Origin of the sequence: Bacillus luti, assembly GCF_009739945.1 — a bacterium.
Classification (GTDB): domain Bacteria; phylum Bacillota; class Bacilli; order Bacillales; family Bacillaceae_G; genus Bacillus_A; species Bacillus_A luti.
Window position 1 is genome coordinate 2,903,899 of sequence record NZ_CP040336.1, and the last position, 16,973, is coordinate 2,920,871.

The window sequence follows — 16,973 nt, forward strand, 5'->3', positions numbered from 1 at the left end:
TTATTTTTGATTAGAAATTAGTTGTTCACTAACTTTCTTATATAAAGCAGCCATATCGTTTTCACCATACCCTGCTTCACTTGCTTCTTCATATACGTTTAATAGCATTTCGCTTACTGGTAAGTGGAGTTCACTTTCCTTAGCTAAATCAACTGCAAAACCTAAATCCTTTTTTAATAGATTTACAGTAAAGCCCGGCTCGTAATTTTCTGATGCAATGAAAGTTTTATAATTACGCTCATAAATTCTACTTTGACCGTAACTTACATTTAAAATATCAAACATTTTATCTAAATCCATATTGTTCTTTTTCGCTAATGTTAAAGCTTCACTCACACCAGCTGTATAAAAACCAATTAATAGATTATTAATTAATTTAACTGTTGTACCACTATCAATTTGCTCACTAACGTGGAAAATATTCGCTCCTAGCACTTCCATGATAGATTCAGTTTTATCATATACCTCTTTTGATCCACCAACCATAAACGTTAATGTACGGTTTTCAGCTCCAATTACCCCACCACTAACAGGTGCTGCTAAAAAGTCTACTTTCTTTTCCTTTGCAGCTTCCTCTAACTGTTTGTTTAACTGTGGAGATACAGTACTTGTATCAATTAAAACTACATTCGAATGACTGTTTTCAAATAATCCTTCTTCTCCAAAATATACTGCTTCTACAGCACGAGGTGAAGGTAAACTTGTAAAAATCACATCACATGTTTCTGCTAGTTTTGAGATTGATAAGCCAATAATTCCTCCTTCTTTTTCAAAGGAAGCTTCAGCCTCTTTATTTAAATCCACTCCATATACTGTGTAACTTGATTTAACTAAATTTTTAGACATCGGAAGACCCATGTTACCTAAGCCGATAAAACCAATCTTTTTCATATCGCTTTCCTCCTAATTACACAATATATTTTCCGCGATTTATACTAACCTTCGCAATTTCCCTCTTTTTCGTAAATACGTTCGTGTATAAAGGTACTAATAATTGACGAATTTCAGCTAAAATTACGTGTCTATCTCGTTCTTCTGTAACAGCCGCTGAAAGTATAGAAATCGCCGCTTCTTCTACTTTACGATAGCCTTCTTCACAAATAACGTCCGTTATCATTTGTTTCGTACGTTCTTTCTCTTCACCATTTTTACTAATTGCTTTACTCGTACGTAAAAATGCTGATTCCATGACGTACACGTCCGTTAACATATTTGATAATACACGTGAATATTCTTGCTCTTGATCAATTTTTAACCCTGGAGTTTTAGAGAGCGTTTTCAAAGATTGTTTCAACAATTGTTTCGCTAATAAAATGTAACGATGGTTTCTTTCGACGTTTTCTAAATCACTTTCTACTTCATGATCTTCAATTTGCTCCATTTGTTTCATTAACATTTTGGCAACTGTTAATCTATTAATTTCATTCGTACCTTCAAAAATACGACTAATTCGAGCGTCACGATATAAACGTTCTACTTCGTATTCTTGCATATAACCGTAACCACCATGAATTTGTACAGCTTCATCTACGATGTGACCAAGTGTTTCAGAAGCATTTACTTTATTTAGTGCACATTCAATTGCAAATTGAGACATTTTCTTCATAAGATCCTCATCACTCTCATGAATTGCTTCATCAATTACACCTGCTGTACGATACGCTGCACTTTCTGCTCCATAAGTAGCAATGATCATATTTGCAATTTTCTCTTGAATCATCGTAAAGTCTACTAATTCCGTTTGGAACTGTTTGCGTTCTTTTCCATATTGAACGGACAATCCAATTGCTTGCTTTGCTGTTCCAATATTTCCAAAGGCAAGTTTTAGTCTAGCAAAGTTAAGAATATTAAGAGCTACGTGATGCCCTTTCCCAACTTCTCCCAAAACATTTTCTGCAGGGATGACAACATCTTCTAAAATAAGAGTCGCTGTTGAAGAACCTTTAATGCCCATTTTCTTTTCTTCTAATCCAATGGATACACCTTCACATGTTCTTTCGACAATAAACGCTGTCATTCCTTTATTTGTCTTCGCAAAAACAACGTATACATCTGCCATATGAGCATTTGTAATCCACTGCTTCTCACCATTCAACTTCCAAGCAGTACCATCTTCATTTAATACCGCACTCGTTTTTGCACTTAAAGCATCAGAACCAGCATTTGGCTCAGTTAAAGCATAAGCGCCAATCCATTCTCCAGACGCAATTTTCGGCAAATATTTTTCTTTTTGTTCTTTCGTTCCGTAATATATGTAAGGCAATGTACCTACACCAGCGTGTATATTAAATGAAACGCTAAATGCACCAGCATAACCCATTTTCTCTGCTACTAGTCCTGAAACTGCCTTTCCTAACTCAAACCCGCCGTATTCTTCTGGGACCTCGATACTTAATAACCCAAGTTCCCCAGCCTTTTCAAATAATTGACGAGAAACCTTATAGTTATGTTGTTCAATGTTCTCCATTTGTGGAACAATTTCTTGTTTAACAAATTGTTCAGTTGTTTTTGCGATTAATTCCTCATCACCTGAAAAATCTTCTGGTGTAAAGTACGTATGATTTACATCTTTATTGAGTGAAAAAAATTCAGCCCATGGTAACTTCGTTTTCTCCATATGTATCCCCCTATCATTCGGCTTTCATAGCTTTTTGCTTATGCTCGTCTACGATGAGTGGAATATCTTTTTTTGAAAATAGAAGGCGATGATTTTTCACATCAAGCATTTTATTTTGCCAAAGATGTATTTTCATCGCCTTCGCTGTTTTATCTATTGATCTTCTGATAATACTGTTTTTGCAATACCAGTATCTAACTCTTCAAAGTCATGATATGAAATTGTTTCATATAACTCACTTCTCGTTTGCATATTAGAAAGTGCATCTTTTTGAGAACCTGTTTCCTTAATTAAAGTAAACACATTCTCATACGCTTTCGCTGCTACGCGAAGTGAAGTTACAGGATAAATAACCATTTGGAAGCCCATGTTCGCAAATTCTTCTGCACTATAATATGGTGTTTTTCCGAATTCAGTCATATTCGCTAATAAAGGTGCATTTACCTTGCTATTAAATAGACGGAATTCCTCTTCTGATTGTAGCGCCTCTGGGAAAATCGCGTCTGCTCCTGCTTTTACATATGCATTCGCTCTTTCAATTGCTTCATCTAATCCTTCTACACCACGAGCGTCTGTGCGTGCTACAATATATAAGCTCGGCGCAACTTCTTTAATCGCTTTAATTTTTTGAACTAATTCTTCTGTCGTAACGAGTTTCTTACCATTTAAATGGCCACATTTCTTTGGTAACTGCTGATCTTCAATTTGGACAGCTGCTACTTTCGCTTCCACCATTTCTACAGCGGTTCTCGCTACATTTAATACACCACCAAACCCTGTATCAATGTCAACAAGAACAGGTAAATCTGTAGCTCTTACTAAATCTCTTGCTCTCTCTGCTACTTCAGTAGACGTCACGATTCCTAAATCTGGTAGCCCTTTGCTTGCAGTATAAGCAGCTCCCGATAAATAAAGAGCTGAAAAACCTGTATTTTTCGCAACAAGAGCTGCCATTGCATCATGAGCACCTGGAATTTGTAAAATTTCATTTGCTTCTACTAAAGCTCGGAAGCGATTCGCAAGCTCTTCTTGTGTTGACTGTTTATCCACAACCCAAGCCATTCTAGATTCCCCCTATTATTTAATTAAGAATAAATCTACAAATTCGTTTACATTCATATTTTCTAGTTTTTCTTCATTTAAACAAACTTCATGAATTTGTTCTTGTTGCTTATTAGAATAATGACCTGCCATATTCGCAGTGAATTTTTGAACAACTTTTGGAATCGCTTCGTCTCTACGGAAACGGTGACCAAGTGGATATTCACATTCCACGCTCTCTGTTACAGTGCCATCCTTGAAATGAACTTGAACAGCGTTGGCGATTGAGCGCTTGTTCGGGTCAAGGTAATCTAAACTGTATTGTTTGTTTTCAACAACAACCATCTTATTACGTAATTCATCTACACGTGGATCATTTGCTACTGCATCCTCGTAATCATCCGCAACGATATCTCCTTTTAATAAACCAATTGCCGTAATGTATTGTAAGCAATGATCACGATCAGCTGGGTTATTTAATGGACCTTCTTTATCAATAATACGAATTGCTGATTCATGAGTTGTAATTGTGATACGGTCAATTTCATCTAATCTTTCTTTAATTTCTGGATGTAATTTCACAGCACATTCTGCAGCTGTTTGTGCATGGAATTCTGCTGGATATGAAACTTTAAATAATACATTTTCCATTACATAAGACTCTAATGGTCTAGCTAATTTTAATTCTTGTTTATTGAATAATACATCTTGGAATCCCCATCCTGGTGCAGATAATGCTGTAGGGTAACCCATTTCACCTTTTAGAGCAGTCATTGCAAGATGAACACCGCGGCTCGTTGCGTCACCTGCTGCCCATGATTTACGTGATCCAGTATTTGGAGCATGACGATATGTACGAAGACTAGAATTATCAATCCACGCATGCGATAATGCATTAAAGATTTCTTCACGTGTTCCACCAAGCATTTTCGCAACTACAGCAGTTGTTGCTACTTTTACATATAATACGTGGTCAAGACCAACACGGTTTAAGCTGTTTTCTAAAGCAAGTACACCTTGAATTTCATGAGCTTTAATCATCATTTCTAATACTTCACGTACTTTTAGCGGTTCTTTTCCTTCTGAAACGCGAACACGGCTAATATAATCTGCAACTGCTAAAATTCCGCCTAAGTTATCAGATGGATGTCCCCATTCTGCTGCAAGCCAAGTATCGTTATAGTCTAACCAACGGATCATACATCCAATATTGAATGCACCTTTCACTGGATCTAGTACGTAAGACGTTCCTGGCACACGTGTACCGTTTGGCACGATTGTTCCTGGTACAACTGGTCCTAATAATTTCGTACACTCTGGATATTGAAGTGCTAAAATTCCACATCCAAGTGTATCTAATAATACATAGCGAGCAGTACTAAATGCTTCTGCACTAGTAACCTCTTTATTTAATACATAATCCGTAATTTCTTCTAATAATGCATCTTTTTGTTTAATTTCATTTGTTTTAATCATGCTAATCTTCCCTTTCTGTCGAAAATTCGTTATTATTAATGATGGGTGTCGGTCAAACACCCATCTGGCGGGCGGTGCTAACAACTCCCCAGTTGTTCTTATTTACTAAGCACATGTCGCTCGCCAATATAATTTACACGTGGACGGAACAATCGATTTTTTGCATGTTGCTCAATCACGTGCGCACATAGTCCTACTGTTCTAGAGCTAAAGAAGATTGGTGTGTAAAGTTGAATTGGAATACCAAGCATCCAATATACTGGAGCTGCATAATAATCAAGGTTCGGATAAATTCCTTTTTCCTTCTCCATAATCTTTTCTCCAGCTTCACACATTTCATATAGTGTATAATCACCTTTTACATCACATAACTGCTTTAAAGCTTCCTTCATCATAAGTGCTCTTGGATCCATTTTCTTCATATAAACACGGTGTCCAAAGCCCATAATTTTTTCTTTGTTATATAATTTCTTCTGAAGTAACTCTTCAAACTTCTCAACATTACCAGCTTCTAAAAGCATGTACATAACTGCTTCATTTGCACCGCCATGTAAGCTTCCTTTTAATGATGCAACTGCACCTGTTAGAGCACCATATAAATCTGATTGTGTTGATGCAATTACGCGAGCTGTAAATGTAGAGTTTGGCATTTCATGTTCACTATATAAAACAAGGGAACGATCAAAGATCTTCTCCTCAAGTTCAGTCGGTTTTTTTCCAGTTAACATATAGAAGAAATTCGCACTATACGATAATTCCTTAAGAGGTTCAATTGGATCCTCATTATTTAAAATATGATAGCTATTTGCTACAATGTTCGGTACTTTACTTAATAGCTTGTACCCTCGGCTTTTATTCACTTCTAAAGAGCGGTTTTCGATATCATTATCGTAACCAGCTAATGCGGACACACCTGTACGTAATCCATCCATAGGGTGCGTTTCTTTAGGTAATGCCTTTAGCACGTTGAATACACCTTCTGGTACCGCATATTCTTCTTTTAATTTCTTTTCAAGTGTTGCTTTTTCATCTTCATTCGGTAGATGTTCTTCCAATAAAAGGTGCACAATGTCTAAATACTCTTTTGTTTTTGAGAGTTCAATTAAATCATACCCTTGAATTACAATTTCACCTTTTACTGTGTCGAGAAACGATATCTTCGTCTCCGCTGCTACTATACCATCTAATCCCGGGGAAAATTTTTCTTCAGCTTTCATCATTATTTCCTCCAATCCTAATAGATCTTCGTGCACATAACTGTAAGCCTTTACAATACTGTGAAACTACATTTCTATTTCAATGTATCAGAGTTTTTAGAAGATTTCAATTTATTTTATAATGATAAGTTTCCTATACTTTTACCGATGTAACAATAGCATTTTTCAAAAATAATTTTCATATTTTCGAAAGAAAGGACAGACTTCTTTATATTTATTTTCAAAACAACATATAAAGATGATTCATGTAATCCCGCCAAATATATCATTATTCCAAAGTTATTTATGAAATAGAAAAAACGAGCTGTACACATATACAGCCCGTTTTTATATGATATTTATTTCACTATCCCATAAATACAATTCTTATATAAAACTTATTCATTTTTAGTAAAGTTATTATTTTACATAATTAAATTAAATTTCTTACGTTTCTTTATGATAACTGGCAATTAAATCATAGTTTTGGGAGTACCAAAGTTCATCAACATGTAAAAAATAACATACCATCTTTCTCACCCGACACTATTTCACTAGTTTTGTCTTCCGTACCTTACAGTAAATCAAATAGATTCATCATGCTTTATAAGCAATTCTTCCTTAAACCATTGTAGAGTATCACGATCAAGTAAAAATTTCATCTCTACTCCTATCGATTAAGCAAAATCCCTTTTGCCTAATCGCTGCTTTACCAAAATCACAAATATAACTAAAGCTATTAATCCTGAAATTGCACTGCCGGTGAATAAAATACGGTAACCAAATATTTGTGAAACAAATCCAAGTAAAATTGCACCTAGTCCAATACCTAAATCAAATGCAGTAAAGAATGAAGCGTTAGCAACCCCTCTTTTACTCGGAGGAACAATTGTAAGCATCGCTGCTTGCAAAGCAGGCTGTGCTGAACCAAATCCAACACCGTATAATGCCGCTGCGATAATTACACCCGTTAAACTATTTGAAATAGTTAATACAACTATAGCTAAAATGGTAATACATAGTGCTGGGAGTATGATAAATACTTCTCCATATTTATCTAATAATTTACCTGAAACTGGTCTTACAATGGTTAGAGCAATTGCATATACAAGAAAGAACGTCCCAGGATTCACCTCAATGGATGATGCAAATAACGGTAAAAAAGTTGTAATCCCCCCATATGCAAACGATAAAAAGAAAACAACAATTGTAATTGATAAAACGGATTTTTCAAACAGCTGAATTTTTCCTTTTTCTTTTTGTGGCGTGAATGGCATTTTCGTTATTAATGATAATATGACTGCTATAAAAGATAAAAGAGTTGCTAATAAGAATAGACTATGAAATGAATAATTTTCTACAGCCCATAATCCCATCATCGGACCAATGGCCATTGCAATTGTCATCGCCATCCCGTACCAGCCCATACCTTCACCGCGTCGTGAGTCTGGAATAATATCAGTTATTGCGGTTCCTACAGCTGTTGTAGAAACAGCCCATGTCACTCCGTGAATTACACGTAAAAAAGCTAAAAGGAGAATAGACGATGCTAAATTATAAGAATACATCGTTATTCCAAAAAAGATGAGTCCGAAAATAATAAATGATCTCCTACCATATAGATCTAACATACCTCCAATAATTGGACGTATAACGACTGCCGCTATTGTAAATATTCCCATCATGAGTCCAACTTGTGATTCATTTCCACCAATCTCTTTAATAAAAAGAGGCAGCGTTGGAACAAGTAAATAAAACCCTGTAAATAAAAATAACATCGCGAAAGTCATTTGAATAAATGATCTCGTCCATAATCGTTCCATAAAAACACCTCCATAAATACGTACAACATTGCGATTAACATCTTTATTTTATATTTTCTCCATCTCTTTTCCCTCAGCAAATAGACGTATCTTTTCTTAATAAATGGTCTACTACCAATCTAGATTGGTCTTACGACTTTGTACTTATGTTCTAAACGAAAGTCCTGTATATGTACCTTTATACGTTCAAAAAGAATATATTATTTTATTATTTAACTTAGGAGTGATCGTTTCATGAAACTACCATTAAGAATAACCACTGCAGTCCCATCTGTTCCCTCAATACATGCTCCTGCTGTCCATACAGCAAGTTCCGATGTTGGCATTGAACTTCCCGCAACTTGGCAACAATACCAATTACCAGGTCAAGTCACCCCCTCATTTTGGCATCATGGTACGCATCCAAGTAGTACTACCTTTTATCACCACAGTTATGCTCCACTCCCCCCGGCTCAAGTCTTTTATCATTTTCCATCCATTTATTTCCAAAATTTCTATGGTACGTTTAACATTTAAAAATAATGTTACTCGTTATAATACAAAAAGCACCAAAGAAACCGTTTTTCCCGGTATCCTTGGTGCTTTTAAATGCATTATTTATTGTCCATTATTGACAGGAACCTCTCCTGCATTCCCACTATTACTCGGTGGGGTTGTCGCTGGTGGAGTTGGGGTTGTATTCCCTTGACCTCCACCATCATTTGGCGGCGTTGTATTTCCTTGGCCTCCTCCGCTATTTGGCGGCGTTGTATTCCCTTGATTTCCTCCGCTATTCGGCGGCGTTGTATTTCCTTGATTTCCTCCGTTATTCGGCGGTGTTGTATTCCCTTGATTTCCTCCGTTATTCGGCGGCGTTGTATTTCCTTGATTTTGTTCATCTTGTTTCTTTTGTTCTTCTTGTTTCTTTAATTCTTCCTGTTTCTTTTGTTCTTCTTGCTTACTTTGCTCTTCTTGTTTCTTTTGTTCTTCTTGTTTCTTAAGTTCTTCCTGTTTCTTTAATTCTTCTTGCTTTTTCTCTTCTTCAGTTTTTTGCTGTTGATCTTGCTTTGGTTGTTCCGTTGTATCCGGTACGCTCGTATTTGGAGAGGAATCGCGTTTCTCACCTTTTATACGCAATTCACTACCTTCTTGAACAACACTACTTGGCATTTTAAAGCGTGATTTATCTGTAGCCATCTCGCTCATCATTTCTTTAAAGATTAACTGTGCAATTTTCGTATTTTTACTACTAATATACTCTTCTTTACCATCTTTCATATATCCAGTCCATACTGCCATCGTATATTGAGGTGTATAACCTGCAAACCAACTATCACGAGTTGCACTTTCTGGAATGTTATATTTCGCTAATTGTCTTGGATCATAGTTCGTTGTACCTGTTTTACCAGCTACATCTAAAGAACTTATATTTGCCGCTGTACCAGTACCAGATGTAACTACAGAACGAAGCATATCGGTAATCATATACGCTGTATAATCTGACATAACTTGTTTTGGTTTTTGTCCAAAGCTTTGTGACTTACCATCTGGATAAACTACTTTCTTAACGAAATGTGGCTTCGTATACTTACCATCATTACCAAAAGCCGCATAAGCACCTGCCATTTCAGTTGGCGATACTTCATTCGTACCAATAGCTGTAGATTCATCCGGTGTTTTTTTTAATGGAATACCTAATTTCTCGGAGAAGTCTTTTGATTTACTGCTTCCGACTTCTTTTGCAGTTTTAATTGCCGGAACATTTCGCGACATTTTTAATGCTTCACGCATTGTAATTGGGCCTAAATGACTTCTGTCTGCATTCCGAACTTCTTGTCCAGTTGAGTATTTAAATGGAGAATCATCAATTTGATGATACGTAGCCCATTTTAAATATTCAATAGCAGGACCATAATCATAGATTGGCTTCATTGTCGAACCAGCTGCACGATCTAATTCAATTGCCATATTGTGTCCTTTAAATACTGCTTTATTTTCACCACGTCCACTACCTATAGCACGAACTTCTCCTGTTTTCGTATCCATAAATGTGAAAGCACCTTGGAATTTATCATTTGGATAATTAATAATATTTGTATTCAAAATATTATCAGCCAATTGCTGTGCTTTCGGGTCTAATGTTGTATAAATTTCTAAACCATCAGAACCTATATTTACATCTGGTATTTCCTTTTCTACTTCTTTCACTACTGCATCCATAAATGCTGTATGTGGCATGGCTTGTAGTTCAGTTGCTGGCTTGAGCCCATCTGTCACTGGAACTTTTGATGCTTTTTCCATCTCTTCTTTTGTAATAAAACCATGTCGATTCATTAAACCTAGAACAACATTTCTTCTTTCTGTTGCCCTCTGAACATTTTCTGGTTTCGTTGGATCATAATTATTTGGTGCTTTCGGTAAACCTGCAAGCATCGCAACCTCTGGTAATGTTAACTCTTTTAACTCTTTATCATAGTAGTTTTGTGCTGCCGTTGCGATTCCATATGAACGATTTCCCAGGTTGATTTTATTTAAGTACATCTCTAATATTTCATGTTTTGAATACTGCTGTTCTAGCTTATACGCTAAGTACACTTCTTGCGCCTTACGCTTTGGTGTTTTATCCATAGATAAGAAGTAGTTCTTAATAACCTGCTGCGTTATCGTACTTCCACCTTGAGAACCATAATCTCCTTTAAGACTAACTAACACCGCACGTGCAGTACCTTTATAGTCCACACCACTATGCTCATAAAAACGCGCATCTTCTGTCGCTAAAAAGGCATTTTCTACTAATTTAGGAATTTGATCGTACGTAACATTCGTCCTTTTTTCTTTCCCATATTCATATACCAAATCGCCATTTTTATCATAAATTTTTGAGGATAACGGATTAACAAGTTTTGCTTTCTCAAGTTTTGGTGCGTCCTTAATCATTACAAAAAAGGTAGCAACCCCCGCCACTAAACCAATTATACCAAGCAATAAACAACTAATTAAAAACTTACGAAAAAATGATGTTTTACCTTTTGGTTTTTGATTTTTAGAAGCTGGCTGTTTTTTCTTTTTAACTTGTCGTCGCTCCTCACGAGAACGATAATTTTCTGACATGTTACTTTCTCCTGCCTTTCAATTCTCCCGTTGATTTACTTAAAAATATTGAGGTCACTTTCTAAAAAATTTTATTAAGAAAGTATATCGACCTGGAGCATTCAATATTTTCCCAATTCACAGATTATAAATTTTAGAATACTTCTTATACAAGCTATTTTCACTTCTATTTTTCCTAATAATGCTGCCCCTTAAAGCATAGAATGTAAAAAGTGAATTTTTAATACCTCGTATAAATAATAAACCTTTTTTTCAAATGGTCAATATTTTCTTATTTATAAATCAAAGGTGAAATAAAAATAGCACAACGATATGTACTTCGTGTGAACTTCCTTATAATTACGTATAACGAACATTTAATATATTGCATATAAGTATAATACCTCTTTAATTATTTGAATTTCAACAACATAATCCCAATATTTACAAGAAATCAACAAAAATGAAAAGTAAGGAGTTGCGTAATGATGAAGTTATCTCCCATTATCTCAAAAAATATAGTTGCTGTTGGCTATAATCCTTTGTCTATGATTTTAAGAATTCAACTTAAGAATGGTATGTATGATTTCTTTAACGTACCAGAAAATATTTACACTGGTTTATTAAATGCACACTCTAAAAGTTATTATCATAATACTTATATTAAAAATTCTTACCGCTACACGAAAATTTAAACTTAAACACCATATAAAAAAGAAAGGGGGACAATTCCTCCTTTCTTTTTAAAAAATTTTCACGATCTAGTTACCTTCTATTTCTCCTATTAATTTCATCATATGCTTGAATTTGTTTCTTCAAACGTCGATCAGCTTTTTTTTCATGTACAACAAAAATTGCATGTATAACTCCTGGTACCCAAAATATTAATGTTAATATAAAATTTATTATTGCTTGAAATGGCTTTCCGCAAAATAATACCGCTACAGGTGGAAGAAAAATTGCTAATAAATACATCATCGCTTGAAAACTCCTTGTTTTATTTTTTTATTTCTCCTCTTTCCATGCGCTAATCTACCCGTTTATTTGGGTGTCTCATACATTTCAAGTGAACAATAAAAACTCCTTTACTGTTATATATTCTATTCATATGAAAGAAAAACCTACTATATCAATTTTGTCCCGTACGTAAAACTGAAATTTTACATACTTTCTTTAAATGGATATTTTAACACCTTGATTGTTTTCTACCCTCTCTTCTCCCTCTATTATTGTTAATCCAATTGCAGAAATAACAGTTCCTATTGCTTGTATCCAAATACCAATGAGTGCTATTATCCTCTCATTCTCCTTATCCATGATACTGTCTTCATTTTCAACTTCATCCTTTGATACATTAATAATGCCTTGATATGCTTGAAGCCCAGCCCCTAAACTTTGCATAGAATTTCCTAGAATAATGATTCTTTGTATAGCTTTTCTCTCCATCAATGCTGCTTCTACTCCTAAAAAAGCACCAATTGACTGTAAACTGTTCCCGACAATTATAAGATAATCATTCTCTTTCAGTTGTTCCTTTATATTAAAATACGTTCCTATTACATTCGATATATTTCCTAATGCTAATAACTCAATCCCCATTTTATCAAGTATTTTACTTCTATTCTCCAAATATATATTTTGATTTTCTTTTTCCCCATCATCTTTACTACAATTACTTTCCACAATTTGCATATATACCCAAGGGCTTGTAATGAGCTTCCTACAATAACAAGATCCGATTCAACCTTTTCTTCTCCATGAAATCCTCTTGTTGTTCCGATAGCCGCTGTAAGATTTCCACCTACTTGAAACCATGCCCCTGTCACTTTTAAACTGCGCAGATTCATTTTTATCACCCGTACAAAAATTTTCTACTGCTTTCGAAATAAACAAACATCGCCCTTAATCTCTTATTTTATTTTGCACATGTAATTTTGTGCATTCTATAGAGTGTTAATCATACAAAAAAAGCACCTTTACGGTACTTTTTTATCAACACATTTCTCAATGAAGATATATGCAGTTAAAAACATTTATATCAGTCAATATACACTTACTTTTGATGCTATTCTGGGCACGTCAACGAATCCCCATTATTCTCTACTGTTATATTTAATATATATTGAATTGCTTTATGTGACCACATTTCAGGTGTAGGTGATTCCTTTACATATTGTGGTGCACATGAATACAGCATCGGGGTCTTAATGCTTCCTCCTGGATCTAAAGCGACAACAGCCATTCCACGAGGCAATTCCAGTGCCATAGATTTCGTAATACCTTCAATTGCAAACTTTGAAGCACAGTACGGTGCAAGCTCAGCCTCACCTTCTCTCCCCCAACTAGAACTCATATTAATAATAATTCCTTCTTTCCTAGCTACCATCGCTGGGACAAATGCTCTTATTACATTTACTACACCATTAACGTTTATATTCATTACATTATCAAATTCACTAGCTGTAACTTTCCAAATTGGTGAATTTTGATTAACAATTGATGCATTATTTATTAACAAATCAGGGGTTCTATACTTATGAAGTACATAGCTTGCCCAACTACTAACTTGCTGAGAATCTGAAACATCAATGATTTGAAAATCATGTGTATTACCGTAATGTTTTTTTAGTTCTTCAATTTTATCTTTTGAACGTCCACATCCACATATATTCCATCCCAATTCATGAAATCTTTCAACCATTGCGCGTCCTAATCCTTGCGTCACTCCTGTAATTAGTACAAGTTTCCTAATTTCATTTTGCTTCAATTCCCTCGCCTCCCTTTCCATATTTTACTCTCTTCACTTTTATTCAGCCATTTACTAAAGTATCAACTCACTTCATACTTTAGTAGCATTTTTGATATTGAAAAAAAAGAATAACCATAGCGGTTACTCCTGTTTATATATCCATAAATTTAATATTACTTTTAATTCCTCAACATTTCTCACACTGAAAAATGTGAGCTACACCTAATATATCAGTTTAAAAACCTCACTATCTTGCATCTAAATAAAAATATATTTATGTTTACAGTGCGATTCCTCCAAAAAATTTTCACCACAAAACAGTCCACTTTCATGCAAGAATCTTCATCTAACCTATTTACATACTTTTATGTAAATACTCAATTTCATTTTGCAACTTTTTGAATTGTTCAAAATGCATAGTAATAGATTGATTACTACTATAATCAACATTTTGCTTCACTAATAAAACACCAGTATCATGAAAAATCACTTCGAGGTCTTTCCTAATAGATACTTTCGTAATATGTGCTGTTTTAATTGCCGATAAAATTGCTATTTCATTAAACTTTAATTTTATTTCATTTGGACAAAATGCTTCTTCAACCAATATAACTTCATTGCTATAAATAAGTGCAACAAGAGGACTTGATTTTGCATCTGTTAAATCCACTTTTTTTATAACATTATTCATAACATTTTGCCTCCTTTTGTTTTCATATATATTAATTATACAAATTTAATCTTTGAATTACTTAAACTTACATTAATTTTAACACACTTTTATAAAAGGATTAAACGATAATTCAAATGTTTTACTATTCCACAATTTTTGTTAAATGAACCATTTGGACTATAGCTCCATATATTAGTGTTAACAATTAAATGTAAAGCAGGTGAAAATTATGCCATCAGTTGTAGGGAATTTAGTTGTACAAAATAGTAACGGTTCATTTAACTTAGGTGATTTCTACAACGTTTCTCCGAAAGAAAATACGAAAGCTTATAATGGATCTGGCGCATCGAATGTTGGTTTTGTCGTTAATACTTTTAGCGGTGTTAGTGCGACTAATACGTTTGATTCTGACCTTGCAGATCAAAACCAAGTAGGTACCGCCTAACGCTATATTTTCATCATTCTGTTTAGGATTTTTAAATTTGTCTATACTATAATCAGGCTGTTATACAGCTATTATTGATTTTTGGAGTACCCTATCTTTTCTCCCTTTCCCTGGGGCTCAGCAGCTAGTATGAAGCTAGCTGCTTCTTCGTATGATTTTTTCCTTTTTTCCTTATTCATCAATCAAAAAACCTACATGTTACATTTCAACTTCTTGTACGTTAATAATATCCGTACCATTAAATACATACGTTTTGTAAAAAGCGTCTGTACACATTACAATTTGCTTTACTGGATTTATATGTACGACTGTCATATAGCTTGTTAGTATGTAACCATCTTCAAAATATGTAACCAACATCTCTTTCTCAGACAAGAAGGAAGTTAACAATTCATCAGAAATTTTTTCTTTTGCTTCGTTTGTTAAAATCGGCTTTTGTACTTTTAATTTCTCACCAACAATTTTGCGCACACTTAACAATTGTTCCGACATGACTGTAAATGGAACCCACACTTTTTTTTCTTTCTGCACCTTTACCTCATTCATTTCTTTATCTCCTTGCTCATTTATCTATTCTATTTCAAACATTCTGTTCCTCAATCATTTTTTCGTAATTACTAAGATTGTATGTATTTCTAAATCATAAAACGCCCCACACAAAGAACGTTTGTTCTAATTATACACGAACATACATTCTTTTGAGAAGAGGCATGCTTATATTTTTTAATTTAACGTAATTTTTATTATGGAATCATACTTATAACCTTTGTTTCTTTTTCCTTTTTCAAACAAAATTTTTTCACTCCCAAAATTAAGTACATGTAATAACGACAAAAGCGACTTCACTCAGTGTGAAATCGCTTTTTCTAATACTTGATGTTATCAACATTTATTTTTCTATCCTAACTAGTGTTCTTTCTGGAATACAAATTTCATCTATATTAAAATGATTTATTTTCAATTTCAAATCTCCTACTCGTTCCTGATCTTCATCACCAACCCAACAACTAAATAATTCAAAATAGTCCCCCTCATTCAAATATCCTTCCATAATCGAACATAAAGTTAAAAGCTTTTCTTTAGCTTCTTTCTTCTCCTTTAAAGTTTGCCACTCAACTAGTTCAATTCCCCAACCAGATGAAACTTCATACGTATAATTTGTTTGGAACTGAAATTCTTGCACAACTTCAAGTGCACTATCATCTGAAAAACATAGTCCAAAAACAATTAGAGTATTAGAATCTGGATCTGTTAGCGGGATTTTAACGTTACAGCCTACATAACTTGCTAAACTCATTTTTTGCCCTCCAATATTCCATTAAAAACTATTTTCTTATATATTTATCTACCTAAATATAAAATCCCTGCCTATACTACAAAGTTTTGATCTTTTGTATTAACCATCCTTACAAAAACACATATATAATAATGAACGAACTCACAAAACTTAAGAAACTTATAATGAAAAAAATCCATTCCTTATAAGTTTTTATGAAAAGAGAGCAATAGCAACACTCTCTTTTCATACATACTCGATTAAATATGTTTAGGTTGTATTATTATATGTAACTCTCTCTCTGTTTCTGCTTTTTTCGGATGACGAAAATACTCCAGTTTATATTTTATAACTCCATACTCAACCATCCCGATTTTAATCCCTTTCGTTTCTTTTAATATCACCATTAAATCACTTATATTTTCATCATACGATTCAAAAACTTTCCCTCCGCCTTCTCTTTGAAAAATGACTTTCATAATATCTCTCCTAGCTTAATTTTTTTAATAACTAATTCAATTACAAATAAGCATTCTTTTTCACAGAATGCTCAGCTTGTCATTTCTTATAACGGCAATATTTTTTCAATACAATTATATGTATTATTC

At 34.1% G+C, this 16,973-nt stretch carries 16 protein-coding genes and 1 pseudogene; 3 read left to right on the forward strand and 14 right to left on the reverse strand.

Annotated features, from left to right (window positions below):
• From EUC40_RS14805 to EUC40_RS14830, 6 genes are all read right to left on the reverse strand, one after another.
• A complete protein-coding gene (locus EUC40_RS14805; RefSeq protein ID WP_156575823.1) occupies nt 1-891 on the reverse strand; it encodes an NAD(P)-dependent oxidoreductase in 891 nt (296 codons plus the stop codon).
• 16 nt (nt 892-907) lie between these two features.
• Nucleotides 908-2,617, reverse strand: a complete 1,710-nt coding sequence (locus EUC40_RS14810) for an acyl-CoA dehydrogenase FadE (protein WP_156575824.1) — start codon at nt 2,615-2,617, stop codon at nt 908-910.
• 153 nt (nt 2,618-2,770) lie between these two features.
• Nucleotides 2,771-3,679, reverse strand: coding sequence for a methylisocitrate lyase (prpB, locus tag EUC40_RS14815; protein WP_000312630.1), 909 nt, complete (start codon nt 3,677-3,679; stop codon nt 2,771-2,773).
• Between the two features lie 15 nt (nt 3,680-3,694).
• Nucleotides 3,695-5,134 (reverse strand): 2-methylcitrate dehydratase, encoded by a 1,440-nt coding sequence (gene prpD, locus EUC40_RS14820; protein ID WP_156575825.1) that lies wholly within the window; start codon nt 5,132-5,134, stop codon nt 3,695-3,697.
• A gap of 98 nt (nt 5,135-5,232) precedes the next feature.
• Nucleotides 5,233-6,354: a citrate synthase gene (gene mmgD / locus EUC40_RS14825; RefSeq protein ID WP_156575826.1), complete on the reverse strand. Its 1,122-nt coding sequence runs from the start codon at nt 6,352-6,354 to the stop codon at nt 5,233-5,235.
• 653 nt (nt 6,355-7,007) lie between these two features.
• A complete protein-coding gene (locus EUC40_RS14830) occupies nt 7,008-8,153 on the reverse strand; it encodes an MFS transporter (protein ID WP_156575827.1) in 1,146 nt (381 codons plus the stop codon).
• 234 nt (nt 8,154-8,387) lie between these two features.
• On the opposite strand from EUC40_RS14830, the gene EUC40_RS14835 reads away from it, so the two are divergent.
• Nucleotides 8,388-8,669: a hypothetical protein gene (locus tag EUC40_RS14835; RefSeq protein WP_156575828.1), complete on the forward strand. Its 282-nt coding sequence runs from the start codon at nt 8,388-8,390 to the stop codon at nt 8,667-8,669.
• A gap of 81 nt (nt 8,670-8,750) precedes the next feature.
• Here the strand turns inward: EUC40_RS14835 and EUC40_RS14840 are convergent, their stop codons facing one another.
• Complete coding sequence (locus tag EUC40_RS14840; protein ID WP_156575829.1) at nt 8,751-11,243, reverse strand: transglycosylase domain-containing protein; 2,493 nt, start codon at nt 11,241-11,243, stop codon at nt 8,751-8,753.
• Nucleotides 11,244-11,707: 464 nt separating this feature from the next.
• Here EUC40_RS14840 and EUC40_RS14845 point away from each other — a divergent pair, with 464 nt between their 5' ends.
• A complete protein-coding gene (locus EUC40_RS14845) occupies nt 11,708-11,917 on the forward strand; it encodes a KTSC domain-containing protein (protein WP_000977078.1) in 210 nt (69 codons plus the stop codon).
• Between the two features lie 70 nt (nt 11,918-11,987).
• Here EUC40_RS14845 and EUC40_RS14850 read toward each other — a convergent pair whose 3' ends face one another.
• The 4 genes and pseudogenes from EUC40_RS14850 to EUC40_RS14865 all read right to left on the reverse strand — a co-directional run bounded on the left by EUC40_RS14850 (nt 11,988) and on the right by EUC40_RS14865 (nt 14,662).
• Entirely contained in the window at nt 11,988-12,200 is a 213-nt protein-coding gene (locus EUC40_RS14850) for a YqaE/Pmp3 family membrane protein (RefSeq protein WP_000990214.1), read from the reverse strand.
• 195 nt (nt 12,201-12,395) lie between these two features.
• Nucleotides 12,396-13,069, reverse strand: a pseudogene (locus EUC40_RS14855) (DUF6944 family repetitive protein).
• Between the two features lie 218 nt (nt 13,070-13,287).
• Complete coding sequence (locus EUC40_RS14860; protein WP_156575830.1) at nt 13,288-14,010, reverse strand: SDR family oxidoreductase; 723 nt, start codon at nt 14,008-14,010, stop codon at nt 13,288-13,290.
• A gap of 316 nt (nt 14,011-14,326) precedes the next feature.
• Nucleotides 14,327-14,662: a hypothetical protein gene (locus EUC40_RS14865; RefSeq protein ID WP_001066875.1), complete on the reverse strand. Its 336-nt coding sequence runs from the start codon at nt 14,660-14,662 to the stop codon at nt 14,327-14,329.
• 211 nt (nt 14,663-14,873) lie between these two features.
• Between EUC40_RS14865 and gerPF the strand changes: the two genes are divergently transcribed.
• Complete coding sequence (gene gerPF, locus EUC40_RS14870; RefSeq protein WP_001141569.1) at nt 14,874-15,089, forward strand: spore germination protein GerPF; 216 nt, start codon at nt 14,874-14,876, stop codon at nt 15,087-15,089.
• A 198-nt stretch (nt 15,090-15,287) separates the two neighbouring features.
• On the opposite strand, the gene EUC40_RS14875 is transcribed toward gerPF, so the two are convergent.
• The 3 genes from EUC40_RS14875 to EUC40_RS14885 all read right to left on the reverse strand — a co-directional run bounded on the left by EUC40_RS14875 (nt 15,288) and on the right by EUC40_RS14885 (nt 16,844).
• A complete protein-coding gene (locus EUC40_RS14875) occupies nt 15,288-15,635 on the reverse strand; it encodes a YolD-like family protein (protein WP_156575831.1) in 348 nt (115 codons plus the stop codon).
• Nucleotides 15,636-15,978: 343 nt separating this feature from the next.
• Entirely contained in the window at nt 15,979-16,386 is a 408-nt protein-coding gene (locus EUC40_RS14880; RefSeq protein ID WP_156575832.1) for a hypothetical protein, read from the reverse strand.
• A 239-nt stretch (nt 16,387-16,625) separates the two neighbouring features.
• Nucleotides 16,626-16,844 (reverse strand): hypothetical protein, encoded by a 219-nt coding sequence (locus EUC40_RS14885; protein WP_156575833.1) that lies wholly within the window; start codon nt 16,842-16,844, stop codon nt 16,626-16,628.
• Between the last annotated feature and the right edge of the window lie 129 nt (nt 16,845-16,973).

Excerpts from the sequence above, each read along its gene's own strand:
- EUC40_RS14805 (WP_156575823.1), bottom strand. The coding sequence starts at position 891 with ATGAAAAAGATTGGTTTTATCGGCTTAGGTAACATGGGTCTTCCGATG.
- EUC40_RS14810 (WP_156575824.1), bottom strand. The coding sequence starts at position 2,617 with ATGGAGAAAACGAAGTTACCATGGGCTGAATTTTTTTCACTCAATAAA.
- prpB (WP_000312630.1), bottom strand. The coding sequence starts at position 3,679 with ATGGCTTGGGTTGTGGATAAACAGTCAACACAAGAAGAGCTTGCGAAT.
- prpD (WP_156575825.1), bottom strand. The coding sequence starts at position 5,134 with ATGATTAAAACAAATGAAATTAAACAAAAAGATGCATTATTAGAAGAA.
- mmgD (WP_156575826.1), bottom strand. The coding sequence starts at position 6,354 with ATGATGAAAGCTGAAGAAAAATTTTCCCCGGGATTAGATGGTATAGTA.
- EUC40_RS14830 (WP_156575827.1), bottom strand. The coding sequence starts at position 8,153 with ATGGAACGATTATGGACGAGATCATTTATTCAAATGACTTTCGCGATG.
- EUC40_RS14835 (WP_156575828.1), top strand. The coding sequence starts at position 8,388 with ATGAAACTACCATTAAGAATAACCACTGCAGTCCCATCTGTTCCCTCA.
- EUC40_RS14840 (WP_156575829.1), bottom strand. The coding sequence starts at position 11,243 with ATGTCAGAAAATTATCGTTCTCGTGAGGAGCGACGACAAGTTAAAAAG.
- EUC40_RS14845 (WP_000977078.1), top strand. The coding sequence starts at position 11,708 with ATGATGAAGTTATCTCCCATTATCTCAAAAAATATAGTTGCTGTTGGC.
- EUC40_RS14850 (WP_000990214.1), bottom strand. The coding sequence starts at position 12,200 with ATGATGTATTTATTAGCAATTTTTCTTCCACCTGTAGCGGTATTATTT.
- EUC40_RS14860 (WP_156575830.1), bottom strand. The coding sequence starts at position 14,010 with ATGGAAAGGGAGGCGAGGGAATTGAAGCAAAATGAAATTAGGAAACTT.
- EUC40_RS14865 (WP_001066875.1), bottom strand. The coding sequence starts at position 14,662 with ATGAATAATGTTATAAAAAAAGTGGATTTAACAGATGCAAAATCAAGT.
- gerPF (WP_001141569.1), top strand. The coding sequence starts at position 14,874 with ATGCCATCAGTTGTAGGGAATTTAGTTGTACAAAATAGTAACGGTTCA.
- EUC40_RS14875 (WP_156575831.1), bottom strand. The coding sequence starts at position 15,635 with ATGAATGAGGTAAAGGTGCAGAAAGAAAAAAAAGTGTGGGTTCCATTT.
- EUC40_RS14880 (WP_156575832.1), bottom strand. The coding sequence starts at position 16,386 with ATGAGTTTAGCAAGTTATGTAGGCTGTAACGTTAAAATCCCGCTAACA.
- EUC40_RS14885 (WP_156575833.1), bottom strand. The coding sequence starts at position 16,844 with ATGAAAGTCATTTTTCAAAGAGAAGGCGGAGGGAAAGTTTTTGAATCG.